The 17,573-nt window shown below is 65.3% G+C and carries 13 protein-coding genes and 1 pseudogene; 11 read left to right on the top strand and 3 right to left on the bottom strand.

Annotation, left to right across the window (positions count from 1 at the left end; translation table 11 throughout):
* Window positions 1-48: 48 nt before the first annotated feature.
* Window positions 49-2,829, top strand: coding sequence for an alanine--tRNA ligase (gene alaS, locus C491_RS06905; RefSeq protein ID WP_005554797.1), 2,781 nt, complete (start codon window positions 49-51; stop codon window positions 2,827-2,829).
* A gap of 28 nt (window positions 2,830-2,857) precedes the next feature.
* Here alaS and C491_RS06900 read toward each other — a convergent pair whose 3' ends face one another.
* Complete coding sequence (locus C491_RS06900; protein ID WP_005554795.1) at window positions 2,858-3,844, bottom strand: acetamidase/formamidase family protein; 987 nt, start codon at window positions 3,842-3,844, stop codon at window positions 2,858-2,860.
* Between the two features lie 110 nt (window positions 3,845-3,954).
* Window positions 3,955-5,259, bottom strand: coding sequence for an ArgE/DapE family deacylase (locus C491_RS06895; RefSeq protein ID WP_005554793.1), 1,305 nt, complete (start codon window positions 5,257-5,259; stop codon window positions 3,955-3,957).
* A gap of 204 nt (window positions 5,260-5,463) precedes the next feature.
* Between C491_RS06895 and C491_RS06890 the strand changes: the two genes are divergently transcribed.
* The 9 genes from C491_RS06890 to C491_RS06850 all read left to right on the top strand — a co-directional run bounded on the left by C491_RS06890 (window position 5,464) and on the right by C491_RS06850 (window position 14,193).
* Window positions 5,464-6,525, top strand: a complete 1,062-nt coding sequence (locus C491_RS06890; RefSeq protein WP_005554792.1) for a Bug family tripartite tricarboxylate transporter substrate binding protein — start codon at window positions 5,464-5,466, stop codon at window positions 6,523-6,525.
* Between the two features lie 197 nt (window positions 6,526-6,722).
* Window positions 6,723-7,613, top strand: coding sequence for a hypothetical protein (locus C491_RS06885; RefSeq protein WP_005554790.1), 891 nt, complete (start codon window positions 6,723-6,725; stop codon window positions 7,611-7,613).
* On the top strand, window positions 7,610-9,121 hold the full coding sequence (locus C491_RS06880; RefSeq protein WP_005554788.1) for a tripartite tricarboxylate transporter permease: 1,512 nt from the start codon (window positions 7,610-7,612) through the stop codon (window positions 9,119-9,121). Before C491_RS06885 ends, C491_RS06880 begins: the two co-directional genes overlap by 4 nt.
* Window positions 9,122-9,202: 81 nt before the next feature.
* Window positions 9,203-10,441, top strand: coding sequence for an ArgE/DapE family deacylase (locus tag C491_RS06875; protein ID WP_005554787.1), 1,239 nt, complete (start codon window positions 9,203-9,205; stop codon window positions 10,439-10,441).
* A 48-nt stretch (window positions 10,442-10,489) separates the two neighbouring features.
* Window positions 10,490-11,287 carry an alpha/beta fold hydrolase gene (locus C491_RS06870; protein WP_005554786.1) on the top strand — a complete coding sequence of 266 codons (798 nt, stop codon included), beginning with the start codon at window positions 10,490-10,492 and terminating at the stop codon, window positions 11,285-11,287.
* 42 nt (window positions 11,288-11,329) lie between these two features.
* Window positions 11,330-12,544 carry an AMP-binding protein gene (locus tag C491_RS06865; RefSeq protein ID WP_005554785.1) on the top strand — a complete coding sequence of 405 codons (1,215 nt, stop codon included), beginning with the start codon at window positions 11,330-11,332 and terminating at the stop codon, window positions 12,542-12,544.
* Window positions 12,545-12,647: 103 nt separating this feature from the next.
* Entirely contained in the window at window positions 12,648-13,379 is a 732-nt protein-coding gene (locus tag C491_RS06860) for a type 1 glutamine amidotransferase (RefSeq protein WP_005554784.1), read from the top strand.
* 107 nt (window positions 13,380-13,486) lie between these two features.
* Window positions 13,487-13,765, top strand: a complete 279-nt coding sequence (locus C491_RS06855; RefSeq protein ID WP_005554783.1) for a hypothetical protein — start codon at window positions 13,487-13,489, stop codon at window positions 13,763-13,765.
* On the top strand, window positions 13,762-14,193 hold the full coding sequence (locus C491_RS06850; RefSeq protein ID WP_005554782.1) for a type II toxin-antitoxin system VapC family toxin: 432 nt from the start codon (window positions 13,762-13,764) through the stop codon (window positions 14,191-14,193). The genes C491_RS06855 and C491_RS06850 overlap by 4 nt, the downstream gene beginning before the upstream one ends.
* A 108-nt stretch (window positions 14,194-14,301) precedes the next feature.
* On the opposite strand, the pseudogene C491_RS06845 reads toward C491_RS06850, so the two are convergent.
* Window positions 14,302-16,722 (bottom strand): annotated as a pseudogene (locus C491_RS06845) (heterodisulfide reductase-related iron-sulfur binding cluster).
* 253 nt (window positions 16,723-16,975) lie between these two features.
* Here C491_RS06845 and C491_RS06840 point away from each other — a divergent pair.
* Entirely contained in the window at window positions 16,976-17,566 is a 591-nt protein-coding gene (locus C491_RS06840) for a hypothetical protein (protein WP_005554781.1), read from the top strand.
* Window positions 17,567-17,573 lie beyond the last annotated feature (7 nt).

The raw sequence follows: 17,573 nt of genomic DNA, 5'->3' as shown, positions 1-17,573 counted from the left end.
TAACGGTTGCGGAACTATTTTACCCGCTGCGGGGCCAACACACGTGTAATGAGTGAACTGGAGGAGGAGTACCGCCTCGAGTACTTCGAGGAGGAAGGCTTCGAGCGCAAGGAGTGTCCCTCCTGTGGCGCGTACTTCTGGACGCGCGACTACGAGCGAGAGACCTGCGGCGAGCCGCCCTGCGAGGAGTACGACTTCATCGGCAACCCCGGGTTCGACGAGGAGCACAGTCTGGAAGAGATGCGGGAGACGTTCCTCTCCTTTTTCGAGGGCCACGACCACGAGCGTATCGAGCCCTACCCCGTCGCGGCGAACCGCTGGCGGGACGACGTCCTGTTGACCCAGGCGTCGATCTATGACTTCCAGCCGCTCGTAACGAGCGGAGAGACGCCGCCGCCGGCGAATCCCCTGACCATCTCCCAGCCCTGCATCCGGATGCAGGACATCGACAACGTCGGGAAGACGGGTCGACACACGATGGCGTTCGAGATGATGGCCCACCACGCGTTCAACGCCCGCGAGGACCTCGAGAACCCCGACCAGTACGCCTACCAGGGCGAGGTCTACTGGAAGGACCGAACAGTAGAACTCTGCGACGAGTTCTTCGACTCGATGGGCGTCGACCTCGAGGAGGTCATCTACATCGAGGATCCGTGGGTCGGCGGCGGCAACGCCGGCCCCGCGATCGAGGTCATCTTCAAGGGCGTCGAACTCGCGACGCTCGTCTTCATGTGCATGGAGCAGGATCCCGACGGGGAGTTCGAGATGAAAGACGGGAACGCCTACTCCTACATGGACACCTACATCGTCGACACGGGCTACGGGCTCGAGCGCTGGACCTGGGTGTCCCAGGGGACGCCGACCGTCTACGAGGCGATCTACCCCGACATGATCGAGTTTCTGAAGAACAACGCCGAGCTCGATCACTCCGACGACGAGAGCGAACTCGTCCACCGTGCCGCCAAGCTGGCGGGCCACATGGACATCGACGAGGCCGAGGATATGGAGACCGCCCGCGGCGAGATCGCGGACGAACTCGGCGTCGACGCCGGCGAACTCGAGGAACTGATGGAACCCCTCGAGGATATCTACGCCATCGCCGACCACTGCCGGACCCTCGCGTACATGCTCGGCGACGGCATCGTCCCCTCGAACGTCGGGACGGGGTATCTTGCCCGGATGGTGCTTCGCCGAACGAAACGGCTCTGTGACAACGTCGGCGTCGACGCACCGCTCGACGAGCTCGTCGACATGCAGGCCGAACGCCTCGAGTACGAGAACCGCGACACGATCCGCGACATCGTCCGCACCGAGGTCGAAAAGTACCGCGAGACCCTCGAGCGCGGCGGTCGCCGGGTCGAAGCCCTCGCGGCGGAGTACGCAAAGAAGGGCGAGCCGATCCCGACCGAGGAGCTGATCGAACTCTACGACTCCCACGGGATCCAGCCCGACATGGTCGAGGGGATCGCCGCCGAGGCCGGCGCAGACGTCGACGTTCCCGACGACTTCTACAGTCTCGTCGCACAGCGCCACGACACCGTCGAGGCGCTCGAGGAGGCGACCGGCGAGACCGACTCCCGGTTCGAGGATCTCCCCGAGACCGAGAAGCTGTACTACGACGACCAGCAACGCACCGAGTTCGAGGCGGTCGTGCTCGACGTCTTCGAGCGCGAGGACGGCTACGACGTCGTGCTCGATCAGACGATGTTCTACCCCGAGGGCGGGGGCCAGCCCGCCGACACGGGGACGCTCTCGACCGACGAGACGACAGTCGAGGTCGAAGACGTCCAGATCGAGGACGACGTCGTCCTTCACCGGACCGACGCCCGTCCGGACAAGGGCGAGTTCGTGAAAGGGTACCTCGACGTCGACCGACGGCGACAGCTGATGCGCCACCACACGGCGACCCACATCGTCATCCACGCCGCCCGCCAGGTGCTCGGCGAGCACGTCCGTCAGGCCGGCGCCCAGAAGGGCGTCGACTCCTCGCGGATCGACCTTCGCCACTACGATCGGATCTCCCGCGAGGACGTCAAGCGAATCGAACGGGAGGCAAACAAGATCGTGATGGACAACGCCCCGGTGACCCAGGAGTGGCCCGACCGCCACGACGCGGAGAGCGAGCACGGGTTCGACCTCTACCAGGGCGGGATCCCGCCGGGTGAGCAGATCCGGCTGATCCACGTCGACGAGGATGTCCAGGCCTGCGGAGGGACCCACGTCGCCCGAACCGGCGAGATCGGCACGATCAAGATCCGCTCGAGCGAGCGGGTCCAGGACGGGGTCGAGCGACTCACCTTCGCCGCGGGCGAGGCTGCCATCGCGGCGACCCAGGAGACCGAGGACGCCCTCTACGGGGCTGCCGAGGTCCTCGACGTCTCGCCCGAGGAGGTTCCCGACACCGCCGAGCGGTTCTTCGAGGAGTGGAAGGCCCGCGGCAAGGAGATCGAGGACCTGAAAGAACAGCTCGCCACAGCCCGCGCGGGCGGCGGTGGCGGCGGCGACGAGATCGAGGTCGGCGACACCGCGGCGGTCGTCGACCGCATCGACGCCGACATGGACGAGCTGCGAGCGACGGCGACCGCCATCCGCGACGAGGGCAAGATCGCAGTGCTCGGAAGCGGCGAAAGCGGTGCCCAGTTCGTCGTCGCCGTTCCCGACGGCGTCGGCGTCAACGCCGGCGAAGTCGTCGGCGAACTCGCCGCGAAGGTCGGTGGCGGCGGGGGCGGCCCGCCGGACTTCGCCCAGGGCGGCGGCCCGAACGTCGACGAACTGGACGAGACGCTCGAGGACGCCCCCGACGTCGTTCGACAGATCCTCGACGCCTGATCGGCGTCGAACCGAGCGGCCCGTCGGCTCAGATCGTGTCGACGCCCGAGTCGGGGAAGATGCTCTCGGGAAGGTACGCCGAGACGACCCAGTTCGGTGCGTCGACGATCTCGTTGATTTTCAGATCGACCGCGGCCGAACAGAGGATGTAGGCCTCCCCGCGGGTGAGTCCGCGTTTCTCGTGGAGGTGATCGATCATGTGTCGCACCGCGAGTCGCGCCGCCTCCATCAGGTCGTCGTCGATTCCGGTCGTCCCGTACATCCGCTCGTCGCGCCCGGTCGGCGTGAACGGGCCGTCGGTCTCGAACTGGGGTTGTTCGATCTCGGCGTCTTTCTGCAGGTCGAACCGGGCGGTGACGAACATCGGTGCCTCGATCCCTGTCACTGACACCTCGCCGTCGCCCTGTGCGGCGTGGCAGTCGCCGATCGAAAAGAGGGCGTCGTCGACCTCGACGGGAAGGCGAATGGTCGAGCCCGCGGTCATATGTTTGACGTCCATGTTGCCGCCGACGCGACGGGGCGGGAGCGTGTCGTGTTCGCCGGACTCGGCCGGCGCGACGCCGATCGTTCCGGGGAACGGGTCGAGCGGAACCTCGATTCCGTTGACGAAGTGACCGACGTCGTCCTCGAGGTCCCAGATGTGAACTCCGGCCTCGGGGAAGTCCTCGGGAAGGAGGCCGAGCCCCATCTCGCCGGGGAGGAAGCCGGTGTACCCCCAGCCCTTGTGCTGGAAGCTGCGCAGTTCGACGACGAGGGCGTCGCCCGGTTCGGCCCCCTCGACGGCGACGGGTCCCGTCAGCGGGTGGACGGGATCGAAGCTGACGTTCGAGAACTCCTCGGGACCGGACTCGACGGTTACCTGGCCGTCAACGGCGTCGCGACACTCGAACCGGACGACATCACCGGGTTCGACCGTGAGCACGGGCTCGAGGCTGTTGTCCCACGCGTTGTGGATGTTGTGGTCGGCGTCGCTGAGGTGGTAGTCGACGCGGTGTCCGTGGTGTTGTTTTGTCATTCCATCTCACGATACTGTCTTTCAGAAAATAAGTGCGGCTTCTCTTGTCGCCGATGTGTGGTGATCCCCGGATGCCGGAGATGGCGGTGCGAACACTCGAGTCGCGCGAGTCACTCCGCGAGTCCGCAGTAATCGATCGCGGACGTCGCGATGGTCTGTGCCGTCTCGAGCAGCGACGTGACGGTCGTGTACTCGTCCACGCCGTGGAGGTTCGGGCCGTACGGACCCGCGGTGACGACCGGCACGTCGTAGTAGCGCTGGTAGAAGCGTTCGTCGAGGGCGGCGTTGCCGCCGACGAACGTCCCGTCCTCGCCGGTGATCGACTCGGCGTTTCGTTTCGCGATTTCGACGATTTCGGCGTCCCGGGGAACCTCGTGAGGCGCGGCGTTCCACCCGGTCCACTCGACGGTCGGCGGGTTCTCGGCGAGCCACTCGTCCTCGCTCGAGGCGTCGTCGATCGCCCCTTCGATCGCCTCCCGGACCTCGGCTCGAGACTCTCCCGGCGGCCACCCCACACGTCCCTTCAACAGGACCTCGGCAGGCACCGAGGCGGGCCAGTCGCCGCCCTCGACGACGCCCAGATTGATGTTTGTGACGTGACCTTCGAGGTCGGGATCGGCGCCGTAGGCCGGCGGAAAGTCGATGGCCGCCTGCCGTTCATCGTTCAGTTCCTCGAGGGCCCCGCGAACGAGACAGGCCTTGTCGAAGGCGCTGACGCCCTGGTGGCCCCAGGCGGCGTGGGCCTTCTTCCCTGGAACGGTGACGTCGAAGAACATCACGCCCGCGCTGGCGATGCCGACGTTCGGCAGGCCGAAAGGTTCGGGAACGATCGCCGCGTCGGGGACGTACCCGCGCTCGAGGACCGAGAGCAGGCCGCCGACCCCGCCCGCTTCCTCCTCGATCGTGCTCTGGACGTAGAGATCGCCGGCCAGGTCGATCCCCTCGTCCTGCAGAGCCTCGACCGCGACAAGCATCGCGGCGAGCCCGCCCTTCATATCGGAGACGCCGCGGCCGTAGAGTTCGTCGCCCTCGCACCGAAGCGTCCAGGGATCGGACTCCCAGGCGGATTCGGGGTCGGCAGGGACGACGTCGATATGCCCCGAGAGCGCGAGGGTTGGCCCGTCGCCGGAACCCGGAACGGTCGCCACCGAGTTCTCCCGGCCGTCGTACCCGTGCTCGTCGTACGACGACGTCCGGAAGAATCCCGGATGTTCCTCGAGCTCCTCGACGCTCGGCTCCCACGTGTCGACCTCGAGACCCAGGTCGTCGAACGCCTCGAGCATCACGTCCTGTCCGCGGGGTTCGTGACCGGTCACCGACTTCGCGGCGACGAGATCCTCGAGCAGTCCCAGCAGGTCGTCCTCTCGATCGGTGATCGCCTCTTCGACTCGATTCCTCGCCGTTCGTTCGTCCATGCGGGACGGTAGTGGGGGACCGATATAGGTACGAGTGATTCGGTCACCAGCACCTGAAGTGATACTTACATATATCCGAGAATAGCGCCGAGATATGTAATCAGTAACGGCCCTTCGAATAATATAATGAATTCAAGGGTTTCTCGAGACGCGCACCGGATATCCAAAACTATTATGTACTCTTGATTCATGTTCTCCGTTATCATGGACCGACGAACGTTCGTCCAGACAACGGGTGCAGTTGGGGCTGTGGGACTGACCGGACTTGCCGGGTGCCTCGGGGACGACAATGGCGATAACGGGGACGACTTCCCCTCCGAATCACTGACGTGGATGATCCCCTGGGGAGAGGGTGGCGGAACGGACACGTACGCCCGTCAGATGGCGCCGCTGATGGAGGACCCGCTCGATCAGTCGATCGAGATCGACAACCGGGAGGGCGCCGGCAGCATGCTCGGAAGCGAGTGGCTCGTCCAGCAGGACCCCGACGGCTACACGTTCGGGACCGTCAACCCGCCGGGATGGAGTTTCACCTGGCGGGCCCAGGACGTGGACGCCTGGGAACCGGAGGATCTCGAGCCGATCGCCTACTCCGGCGTCTTCGGCTACACGCTCATCGTAAACGACGATGCCGCCGAGGATGCCGGCGGAATCGACGACTTCGAGTCGCTTCGGGACGCGTACGCCGACGACGAGATCAGCGGCTTCGGCTATCAGGGCGCCGGCAGCGACAGTCACCTGACGACGCTGTTGCTACGCGAAGAGTACGATCTCGACTACGACAGCGCCGTCCCCTACGACGGGGGCGGTCCCACCATGGAGGCGGTGATCGGCGGCGAGGTGGCGGCCGGGTTCGCGACGAACACCTCCGCCGTCGCCGCCGAGGAGTCCGGCGAGGCGACCGCCATCGTCAACCTGATGGATATCGACCTCGACCACGTCTTCCCCGATATCGATCCGATCACGGACTACGGTGACAGCCTCGCCTGGATCACGGAGTTCTACCAGGTACAGGTCGCGCCGCCGGAGACGCCCGAGGAGGAGCGGGAGGTCCTCATGGACGCGATCCAGGAGGCGACCGAACACGAGGAGACCCAGGAGTGGGAAGAGGAGACCGGAAACATCGTCGAGTTCGGCGACATGGACGACGCTGCAGACCAGTACGTCGGCAGCGTCGAGGAAATCGAATCACAGGTCGACGAGTCGATCGGCGGCTTCGACGAGTTCCAGCGCTTGGTTGAAGAGGAAGAGGACGAAGAGGAGTAGCCTCCGGAACCGGAACATCGAAGCCGATCCCGACTCGAGACGCCGACTACGTTGCTTTCGAGGCCACGAAAAAGAGAGATGTCACAGAACAAGTTTACTGCTACCGACGCCACTCGAAGCTCTCGCGAACGACGCCGTACCGAGACCAGCACCGATCGAGATTCGGTCGAACTCCACGCCGTTAGACGAATCCAGCCATGGAACAGGACGACACCGTAGGCTCGATCGCGGACCGCGTTCGAGCCCCCCTCGAGACGGTGCTGGGCGAGCGACCGACGATGGAACACGTCCTGTTGCTGTTGTTTCTCGTCGTCGGGGTCTACATGTACCAGGGCGCCTCCGAGTTCGCGCCGGACGCTCAGACGTTCCCGCGACTCATGGCCGGCGGGACGGCCGTTCTCGCGTTCCTCCTGCTCGCTCGTAACTACCTGACCGTCGTCGCCCCGCTGGTCGGGGCCGGCCTGGGTGCGTACCTCACGTACGACGGCGTTACCACGTTCCTCGCCGACGGCGGCGGGCTGGTGTCGCTCGTGGCGGGTGTCGGACTCCTGGTCGCGGTCGTTGGTTTCCGTGAGCGGTTCGGCGAGGGCGTCGAGTCGTTCGTCGCCGAGCCGATACAGGTGATGGGAGATACGGATACGACCGATGCCATACCGGAGAGCGAGACCGAACACGAGGAACCGCCGGCCGACGAGGCCGACTCGGAAACGGCCGACGCTGACCGAGCGTCGAGCGGCGAGGAGAGCGATTCGGCAGCGATGTACGTCTACGAGATCGACGATCCGAAGGGACCGGTGGTTACCGGGGCGCTCTGTGTCGGGTACATGCTGTTGACGTTCACGATCGGAATGCTGTACGCGACACCGATCTTCGTTATCGCCTGGACGCTCTGGGTTCGGATGGACGTTCCCAAAGCGGTCGCGCTCACCGTTCTCAGCTTCGTCACCGCCTACCTCTTCTACGACCTGATTCAGGATGATATCGCCGAAGGGTGGCTCACCGGCTGGGAGCTCCCAGCGCCGGACGATCTGCTCGGTCTCTGGATCCACGCCGGTGACCTGCTCCAGTGGGGCGTGGTGATCGGATGACGGTCGAATCGTTCGTCGGTGCGATCGAGGCACTCCTGACGGTCGAGACGATGATCTGGCTGCTGGCCGGTGTCATTATCGGCATTATCGTTGGCGGACTGCCCGGGCTCGGGCCACCGCTGGGAATGGCGATTATTCTGCCGCTGACGTTACCTCTCGACGCGGCAAACGCGATTATTCTGTTGGTCGGGGTCTACAGTGGTTCGATGTACGGCGGCTCGATCGCTGCGATCCTGATCAACACACCGGGGGTGTCCTCCTCGGCAGCGACGATGTTCGACGGCTATCCGATGTCCCAACAGGGACGAGCGGCGACGGCACTCGCCATCTCCGCGACCGCCTCGGCGTTCGCCGGCCTCTTTACGATCGCCGCGTTGATTCTATTCTCGCCCGCGCTGATCGAGATGGTCTTGGCGGTCGGAACGCCCGAGCGGTTCCTCGTGGCGATCCTTGGGCTGGCGATGATCACCGTTGTCACCCGTGGATCGCTCGCGAAGGGGCTCCTCGCGGGCGTCGCGGGGTTGCTGGTCACGACCGTAGGCATCGCACCGATGTCGCTCGACCAGCGCTACAGCGAGACGATGTACCTCTACGACGGTATCGATTTCGTCGCCGTCCTGATCGGGCTGTTCGCGATCGCGGAGATGATGAAACTCGCCGGCCAGGAGGGCGGTATCGCCAAGGACGAGGTCACGATCGACAGAGCCGGTATCACCGAAGGGGTCCGATCGACGATCAACCATCCGATCACGGTGTTCAAGTCCGCGAACATCGGGATGATCGTTGGCGCGATCCCCGGCGCGGGCGCAACGGTATCTAACTTCGTCGCCTACTCCGAGGCGGTCCGCTCCTCGAGCGACCCTGACTCGTTCGGCTCGGGCAACGAGATCGGCGTCATCGCCTCGGAGGCGTCGAACAACGGGACCGTCGCGGGGTCGCTCGTCCCCGCCATCTCCTTTGGTATTCCGGGGAGTTCGTCGACGGCCGTCCTCATCGGCGGCCTGCTCATGCACGACCTCCGGCCGGGGCCGAGCATGTTCGATCCCAGCGGCGAACTGACGCTGACGTACACGATGTTGCTGGCGCTGCTCGTCGGCAACGTCGTCATTCTGCTGTTCGGACTGTCGATGGTGACTCAGCTCGGCTACCTCACCAAGATCGACACGGACTACATCATCCCGATGGTCATCGTCCTCTCGTTCCTGGGCACCTACGCTCTGCGGATCAACCCGATTGACATCCTCACCGTGATCGTCTTCGGGATCATCGGCTTCTATATGGTCCGGTACAACTACTCCGTGATCGCGTTCGTTCTCGGAGTCGTGCTGGGCGATATCGCCGAGGAGAACCTCTACACCGCGTTGCAGCTCTCGGACGGCTCGTTCATGATCTTCGTGAACCCGCTCGAGTACGGACGGTGGCTGTCGCTGATCCTGAGCGTCCTGATCGTCCTGCTCATCTTCGGGCCGTACGTCAAGCAGTGGTGGGAGCGGCGACAAGCGGTCTGACCCGCTCCAGCTACCACACTCGATTTCTACCGCCCGACGGCCTGTCGCTGCTCTTTTGGTCCGTCCGTCGCTCTCTCGAGTATGACCTTCGCGACGACGTGGGAGGCTGACCTGAAGTCGTTCGTCGACGAGCTGTGCCGGTTCGATACGACCGCGGGAAACGAGGCGCCCGCCCAGCGGTGGGTCCGCGACACCCTCGAGTCGGCCGGTTTCGAAACCTACCGATGGGAGGCCGATGCGGAGACGCTCGCCGACCACCCCTCGTTTCCCGACGATCCCGCCGAGATCGAAACGACCGACAGGCCGAGCGTCGGCGGCGTGCTCGAGTTCGGCGATCCCGATGCGGGACGGACGCTCGTCTTGAACGGCCATATTGACGTGGTGCCGGCGGGCAGCGGCTGGGAGGGGGATCCGTTCGAGCCCCGGTGGGCAGACGGGAGTCTCACCGTTCGGGGCGCCGCCGACATGAAGTGCGGGCTGGCGGCCTGCGTGTTCGCGGCGCGCCACCTCGAGGCCTCGAGCCCCGAGATCGACGGCCAGCTCGTCGTCGAAAGCGTCGCCGGCGAGGAGGAGGGCGGGATCGGGGCGGCCGCCGCGGCCCTGGATAACCCCTACCCGTTCGAGCGGGACGCGGCGATCGTCGCCGAGCCGACCGACTGCAGCCCGGTAATCGCGACCGAGGGAAGCCTGATGAAGCGACTCCGGCTCGAGGGCCGTTCCGCTCACGCGGCGATGCGCTGGCGCGGCGAGTCGGTGCTGCCCGCGTTCGAGCGAATCCGTCGGGCACTCGAGGAACTCGAGGCCGAACGCGGCGAACGCGTCACCCACCCGCTATACGAGGAGTTCCCGATCCCGTGGCCGGTCTGTGTCGGCCGTCTCGAGGCGGGACGCTGGGCGTCGTCGGTCGCCGACGAACTCGTCGCCGAGATCCGAATCGGCGTCGCGCCGGGCGAGACCGTCGATGAGGTCGAGCGGGAGTTCGACCGGCGGCTGGCCGAGGTCGTCGCCGAAACCGACGTCGACTGCGAGTTCGAGCGATTCTCGATCCAGTTCGAACCCGCCGAGATCGAGGCCGACGAGCCGGTGGTCCGGGCGGTGCAGTCGGCGATGACGGCCCAGGGGCTCGGGGGGACCAACCCACGGGCCGGGACCTACGGCGCGGACAGCCGCCACTACGTCGAGGCCGGAATCCCGACGGTGTTGTTCGGCCCGGGGAACATCGAGCAGGCGCACTTCCCCGACGAGACGATCGCGTGGGACGACGTGCTCGTCGCGAGCGAGACCCTCGCGGCGGCCGCCGAGTCGTACCTCGCGGCCTGACCCTCGCGAACCGAAACCGACCTGGGCTGTGAACGCCACTCCTCGAGTATGTCAACTGTTTCGAACGACGGCGTCTCGCTGTACTACCGCCGCGAGGGTGAGAACGGGGACAAGGGTGAGCCCGTCGTCTTCGTCCCCGAGGCCGGCCTCGGCGGCTGGTCGTGGGGGTGGCAACACGCCGCGCTGACCGGTCCCTCGGAGACCGTCGTCTGGGATCTTCGCGGAACCGGCCGATCGGACGCACCGTCCGGGCCGTACTCGATGAGAACGCTCGTCGACGATCTCGAGACGATCCTCGCCGCCGTCGACGCCCGGAACGCCCACCTCGTCGGTGCGGGGCTCGGCGGCGCGGTCGCGCTCGCCGCGGCTCGCGAGTCGACGCGGATCGCGACGCTGTCGCTGCTCGGCACGGCGGCCCGCGGTGAGGCGTTCGGCCTCGAGCCCCTGCTCGCCTCGCCCGACGACCGCGCGGCGCTTCGGACCTCGCTCGAGTCGGCCCTCTCCGCCGAGTTCCGCGAGTCCCAGTCCGAGGTCGTCGACGGCATCGTCGACTGGCGAGTCGACGGCGACGCCACCAGCGAGGGGTGGGAGGCACAGCTCGCCGCCCTCGAGGGGTTCGACGCCCGCGACTGGCTCGTCGAGGTGACCCAGCCCACATGCGTTCTCCACGGCACCGCCGACGAGCTCGTCTCACCCGAGGCGAGCCGCGAGCTGGCGTCCGGACTGCCCCGCGGCGAGTTCGTCCCGCTCGAGGGGGCGGGCCACCTCGTCGGGATCGAGCGCTCGCGGACGGTCAACGATTGGCTGCTTGGCTTTCTCGAGGAGCGCTCGGACGACGATCGGTGATGGCTGAGAGACGGCTTGCACCTGTCCACCCGTGCTACTACGGTGTCAGCCGTCGAAGACGCCGTCGTGACTCTCTCGCTGGCCCGCCGCGCCGAGCGTTTTCCGGATCGGACGGCGATCGTCGACGTCTCCGAGAACCGTCTCCACGCGCCGGCCGAGACCGTCCGCGAGGACCGCGTCACCTACGCGGAGCTGTCCCGCATCGCGGGCCGGCTCGCCGGCGCGCTCGAGCAACGGGGCGTCGGCTCCGGCGACACCGTCTGTCTCGTCACCCGGAACCGGGTGGCGTCGCTGGCGCTCGTCTTCGCCTGCCGCCGACTCGGAGCGACGCTCGCCCCGATCTCGCACCGGCTGACGCCCGCGACCGTAACTCGTCCGTTCGAAGTGCTCGAGCCTGCCATCGTCGTCGCCGAGGCGGCCCAGCGGGATCTCATGCGCTCGATCCCACACGATCGAACCGTCACGCTCGAGGAGCTCGCGGGGACCGACGCGTCCGCCGTCGACGCCGGAACGGAGCGGGACATCGATGCACCGTTGCTCGCGATCCACGACGAGTCGGGCGAGTCGGTGGCGACCCTCTCGCCGGAGACCGTCGAGTGGAACTGCATCGACGCCGTCCTCGAGTGGGGCCTCTCCCGGGAGGACTCGGGGTTCGTTCTCGACCCACTCTCGACGGCCGACGGACTGTTTCGAACCGCGCTCCCCGTGCTGTACGTCGGTGGGCAGCTCCTGCTCGACCGGGCGTTCGATCCCAGCGACACGCTGACGGCAATCGATGACGGTGACGTGGCGGTCGTCTCGGGCCGACGGGCGCCGATCCGCGAACTCGCGGCCCACGAGAACGCCGACGCGCTCGCGGACCTCGAGTGCGCGATCTGCGATCACGCCGTCGACGAGGCGCCCGTCGAGACGCTTCTCGAGTACGGCGTCACGGTTTCACGGGCCTACGGCGCGCCGGCGTGCCCCACGGCAGCGACTCGGACGGTGGCGGGACCGACGGATGACGACGCGATCGGGAGGCCGGTGCTCGACTGCGAGGCGCAGCTGGTCGACGACGGGGGGACCGTGCTCGAGGGCGAGGCGACAGGACAGTTGCGGCTCTCCGGCCCGGTGGTCGCCGACGGGTACGCAACACCTGCCGACGACCGCGACGGCAGCGAGGCTGCCTCGAAGTCGGCACCGAGGCTCGCCGACGACTGGTTCGACACCGGCGAGCAGTTCCGTCGGATCGACGACGGGAGCTACCGCCGGCCGTGAGGACGCTATCGGCTCGCGACTACTCGATTCCGTGGCTCCGAACTTCCGGCAACGCCCGGCCGTAGCAGAAGGCATTTTTCCTCCGAGCGGCCAGGGTGTGGTGATGGGTCAGCTACGCATCGCCGTCCTGAACGCGGCTCACGAGGACGCGAACACGACACGAAACTTTCGACGCGAACTCGACGCCTCGCTGGCGGAGTTCGACATCACGCAGGGGGAACTACCCGAGACGTACGCTTTCGACGGCGCCGTCGTCACGGGGTCGCGAACGTCCGTCTACTGGGACGAGGAGTGGATCGCGGCTACCAAGGAGTGGGTAGACGAAGCGGTCGCTCGCGACGTGCCGTTTCTCGGCGTCTGTTGGGGCCACCAGCTACTCGCGGACGTCCTCGGGGGAACGGTCGAGGATATGGGTACCTACGAAGTCGGCTACAGTCGAGTCGAACACTCGGGAGAGTCCCGACTGTTCGACGGGATCTCGAGCGAGTTCACCGTCTTCACGAGCCACGCCGACGAGGTCTCGGCGCTGCCCGGCGGTGCCGAACCGCTTGCCGAGAACGAGTACTCCAACCACGGCTTCCGCAAGGATCGGGTCTTCGGCGTCCAGTTCCATCCCGAGTACGACCAGAAGACGGCCCGCGAGCTCGTTCGCCGCAAGGAGCTGTCGGACGAACGGCGGGACTCGGTGCTCGCTGAGATCACCGACGAGAACTATCGGAACGCGGGCGAGGCAAAGCTCGTCTTCGAGAACTTCCTCGAGTACGTCGTGGAACTGCAGTCATCCGAGGCTACCTCGAGCGGAGCGACGTCGACGCGAGCCGGATCCTCGGACTGACCATACGTTTTCGGATTCGCTCGATTTACACTCCCGGCTTCGATTTTCGAGTAGCCCGGCGGAACTCGGCGGAACAGTTTTCTCAGTAGCATCCGCTACTAGCCGCTATGAGCACCTCGGTCAAAGTCACGGACACGACGAAATCTCGCCTCGAGGAGCTACAGGCGGAGATCCGGCTCGAAACTGGATCGAAGGTGACACAGCAGGAACTCCTCGAGCGAATCGTAACGGAATCGTACGAGTCGAAAGACAAACTAATCGAGTCGTTTCGCGACGATTTCAAGCCGCTATCCGACGATGAGATCGAGCAGTGGCTAGCCGGAAGTTCGGACTGGGGCGTCGAGACGACCGAAGACGACATCGACGATGTGCTGTACGGAGAATGAGTGTCCTCATCGATACGGGCGTTTTCGTCGCTGTCCAGAACGACCGAGACCAGCATCACGACGCAGCGACGGAGGCATTGACAGCCGTTTTGGGCGGAGCGTTTGGCGCACCATACACTACCGATTACGTCTACGATGAGGCCGTCACGCTCGCTCGGAAACGAACCGGAACGCACCGCGAAGCGCGTCTCGTTGGGGACCGGATCGCAGGCCGCGGTTCGTTTCCCGGAGGGATCGAACTCCTGATCGTAACGCGGGATCGATTCGAACAGGCGGTTCGGGCGTTCGAGCGGTACGATGATCACGATCTCAGCTTTACTGATGCAAGTCTCATCTCGCTAATCGAGAACGGCGGGATTGACGCCGTCTGTAGCTTCGACGACGACTTCGATGGAATCGTTGAGCGGATCGATCCACAGTCGATATAGTCGGCACTCGGCTCAGAACGAACACGGAACGGGCTAACAGTAGTTGGCCATACGTCCCGAACAAAGAAACGGTACTCCGATCTACTGCTATTCGAACGGCTCGCGGGATCAGTCGGCCGTGGCTGGCTCGAACCCCGCTTTCTCCCGCGCGCCGATCGCCTCGACGAGCAGTTCGGCGACGTCGACGATCTCGATCTCGTCTTCGAAGCCGCCGGTCTTGCGGCCGTCCTCGTACATCGTCATACACATCGGGCAGGCAACGACGAACTTCTCGATGCCCGCGCCAGCGTCGGTGTCCTCGAGGGCCTCCCGAAGCCGCTCCTCGCTGGGCTTTGGCTCCTCGTCGAACTCCATCCAGAGCCCGCCGCCGCCGCCGCCACAGCAAAAGGAATCGGCGCGGTTGCGGGGCATCTCCTCGAGTTCGCAGCCAGTCGCTTCGATGATCTCGCGGGGGGCCTCGTACTCGTCGTTGTACCGCCCGAGGTGACACGGATCGTGGTAGGTGACGGTGTAGTCGAGTTCCGTCCCCGACAGCTCGAGTCGGCCCTCGTCGACGAGTTCCTCGACGGCCTGGGTCCAGTGGTAGACGTCGACTTCACCGTCGGCGTTCCACTGCTGTTCGTAGTCGAAGGGCATCATCGGGTCGTCGGCGAACTCCTCGAAGTCGACCTCGGGGTACTCGTTTTTGAACGNGTTCGTAGTCGAAGGGCATCATCGGGTCGTCGGCGAACTCCTCGAAGTCGACCTCGGGGTACTCGTTTTTGAACGTGTTGTAGGAGTGGGGATCCGTACAGACGATTTTGTCGAACTCGCAGTCCTCCCAGGTTTCGACGTGATGGCCGGCGAGTTCGACGTAGAGGAACTCCTCGCCGACGCGGCGGATGTCGTTGCCGTCGTACTTTTCGTCATCGAAGAGGATGCCGAAGCTGACGTCGGCCTCCTGGAGGATGGCCGCCAGCGAGCGGGCGACCTGCTTGTTGCGGTCGTCGTAGCTCGGGTAGTCGCCGACGTACCAGAGGTAGTCGACCTCCTCCTCTCGTGCGTCGGTAACGTCGAACTCGAGGTCGTCGGCCCAGTCGGCCCGGTTGCGCGGGCTGTCGCCGAAGGTGTTGCCGTTCTGCATGACGTTCTGGAAAACGTCCTGCATCCCTGGATCGACGTCGCCCTGGTCAGTCATTTGGCGGTTAAGTCGGGTGAAGGACTGGAGGTGTTCGATCTCGACCGGGCAGGCGTCCATACAGGCCATACAGGCCATGCAGGACTCCATCGTCTCGGTGTCGATCACCGAGGTGCCGCCGTCGGCGATGATCGGTTGCTCCTCGCCGCCCTCGGCGCGGTGTTCGCGNCAGGACTCCATCGTCTCGGTGTCGATCACCGAGGTGCCGCCGTCGGCGATGATCGGTTGCTCCTCGCCGCCCTCGGCGCGGTGTTCGCGGTACTTTTTGAGGTCGAGGATGACGTTTCGGGGATCGAGCGGACGATCCGAGGCCTTGGCGGGACAGACGGCAGAACAGCGGCCACACTTCGTACAGGCGTCCTGGTCGAGCATCTCTTTCCAGGTGAAGTCCTCGATGGACTCGGCGTTCGTGGCGTCCAGATCAGCAGGAACGTTCGGCAGTCGCTTGCCGGCCTTCTCGTCGCGGGTGACGACGTTGGCAAAGGATGAAAGCATGTGGAACGGCTTGGCGTAGGGGATCCACGCNCGGCCTTCTCGTCGCGGGTGACGACGTTGGCAAAGGATGAAAGCATGTGGAACGGCTTGGCGTAGGGGATCCACGCGATGAAGAAGAACGCGATCAGCGAGTGTGACCACCAGGCCAGCCAGTGGAAAGTCTCGGCGTTGAAGCCGAGGACGCCGAGTGCAGTGTAGTTCGGATCCGTGGCGGTCCCCTCGACGGCAGGGAGGCCGATCGTCTGGAACAGCAGGGCGAGCCCCCAGCCGACGAAGCTGACAATCTCGTGGTCGGGCATCCCCGTCGCGTAGATGCGCAGCCCCTCGAGCAGGAAGCCGCCGACGCCCAGCGCGAACAGCGTCCAGATGAAGATGTCGTCCTCGCTGCTTGTGTGGCGGTCCCAGAGCCGCTCATTGCGCACCCAGTAGCGCCGATACATCGCCATTCCGATCCCGACGACGAACAGCAGTCCCATCGCATCGACCATGAACTGGTAGGCGAGGTAGAAGTCGCCGACCCAGAACGAGCCCTGGAACGGCTCCCAAAAGTAGCCGTCGACGAACAGGATCGTCGTCGCGATCAGCAGGGTCAGAAAGCCCCACATGATGAAGGCGTGCATCAGCCCGCCGTAGAGATCCCTGTCGAACTGCTTCTCGTTCGAGAGTACGATCTTCGTACTCGAGACGATCCGGCTTGCGAGATCGTCGAGGCGGGCGAACGGGTCGTCGTCGCCGGCCGTATACCGCGTGAATCGACTGTACACCCCGTAGAGGAAGACGAGGATCGTCACCGTCGCCAGGAGATAGAACAGCGCGTACTCCGTGCTGCTGAGTCCCCAGTACGTCTCCCTCGTCACCTCCGTCTGCGCGAGGACGTTNGTACTCCGTGCTGCTGAGTCCCCAGTACGTCTCCCTCGTCACCTCCGTCTGCGCGAGGACGTTCATGTTCAATTAGGCGGGGAGCCGTGACTTAATTCTTGTCACGAGATTGTCCCACGCACCCCACCGTTGTCTTGCGTAAATTAACCAGATATTGTGAGTTCACGAACTGCCGGCCGCTACCCGTTCTGCCAACAGGCTTATATAGCCGCCCCCCGCGAGTGTCCACCCATGAACGAAAAAACGGAAGAACTCCGCGACATCTTCACCGAGGTTACCGACGGCGAGGAGACCGTCACGGAGGCCCAGGAGGACGACCGGGGCTCCCTCGAGAAGGACGAACGCACGGACCGGGAGCGCCTCGAGAGCGTCGTCACGCAGATGAACGAGCGCTACGGACTCGAGGGGCCGTTCTCGACCGACGACTACCTCCAGATCGCGGAGGGGTTCTACGACGATCGCTCCGACGCGGAGCTGGCCGAGGAGCTCGACGTCGCCGAGGACGACGTCTTCGAGGCCCGAATGTCGCTGCACCTGATCGACGAGAGCGACGCGGACGAGGTCGACCTCGCCGCGATCCGCGAGCGCGAGGAGGACGACGCCGCGCTCGCCGAGGAGTACGACGTTAGCGAGGAACGGATCGGGCGCTACCGTCGCGTCGCCGCGGCCCAGGACGAGTCCCGCGCGGCCAACGACCGCTACCGCGACGAGTTCGACAGCGTCCTCGCCGACGCCGACCTCTCCGAGCGCATGGCGACCGACGTCCGCGAGGACGGCCTCGAGGACGCGACCGAGGGGATGGAGACGGACGTCGACTTCTAACGCGACG

The sequence above is a fragment of the Natronococcus amylolyticus DSM 10524 genome (assembly GCF_000337675.1).
In the GTDB taxonomy this organism is placed as follows: Archaea; Halobacteriota; Halobacteria; order Halobacteriales; family Natrialbaceae; genus Natronococcus; species Natronococcus amylolyticus.
Note: the sequence above shows the minus strand (reverse complement) of the source record. Positions and strands in the feature narration are given on the sequence as shown.

Excerpts from the sequence above, each read along its gene's own strand:
- C491_RS06900 (WP_005554795.1), bottom strand. The coding sequence starts at position 3,844 with ATGACAAAACAACACCACGGACACCGCGTCGACTACCACCTCAGCGAC.
- C491_RS06880 (WP_005554788.1), top strand. The coding sequence starts at position 7,610 with ATGACGGTCGAATCGTTCGTCGGTGCGATCGAGGCACTCCTGACGGTC.
- C491_RS06870 (WP_005554786.1), top strand. The coding sequence starts at position 10,490 with ATGTCAACTGTTTCGAACGACGGCGTCTCGCTGTACTACCGCCGCGAG.
- C491_RS06855 (WP_005554783.1), top strand. The coding sequence starts at position 13,487 with ATGAGCACCTCGGTCAAAGTCACGGACACGACGAAATCTCGCCTCGAG.
- C491_RS06850 (WP_005554782.1), top strand. The coding sequence starts at position 13,762 with ATGAGTGTCCTCATCGATACGGGCGTTTTCGTCGCTGTCCAGAACGAC.
- C491_RS06840 (WP_005554781.1), top strand. The coding sequence starts at position 16,976 with ATGAACGAAAAAACGGAAGAACTCCGCGACATCTTCACCGAGGTTACC.
- C491_RS06885 (WP_005554790.1), top strand. The coding sequence starts at position 6,723 with ATGGAACAGGACGACACCGTAGGCTCGATCGCGGACCGCGTTCGAGCC.
- C491_RS06895 (WP_005554793.1), bottom strand. The coding sequence starts at position 5,259 with ATGGACGAACGAACGGCGAGGAATCGAGTCGAAGAGGCGATCACCGAT.
- C491_RS06890 (WP_005554792.1), top strand. The coding sequence starts at position 5,464 with ATGGACCGACGAACGTTCGTCCAGACAACGGGTGCAGTTGGGGCTGTG.
- C491_RS06860 (WP_005554784.1), top strand. The coding sequence starts at position 12,648 with ATGGGTCAGCTACGCATCGCCGTCCTGAACGCGGCTCACGAGGACGCG.
- alaS (WP_005554797.1), top strand. The coding sequence starts at position 49 with ATGAGTGAACTGGAGGAGGAGTACCGCCTCGAGTACTTCGAGGAGGAA.
- C491_RS06875 (WP_005554787.1), top strand. The coding sequence starts at position 9,203 with ATGACCTTCGCGACGACGTGGGAGGCTGACCTGAAGTCGTTCGTCGAC.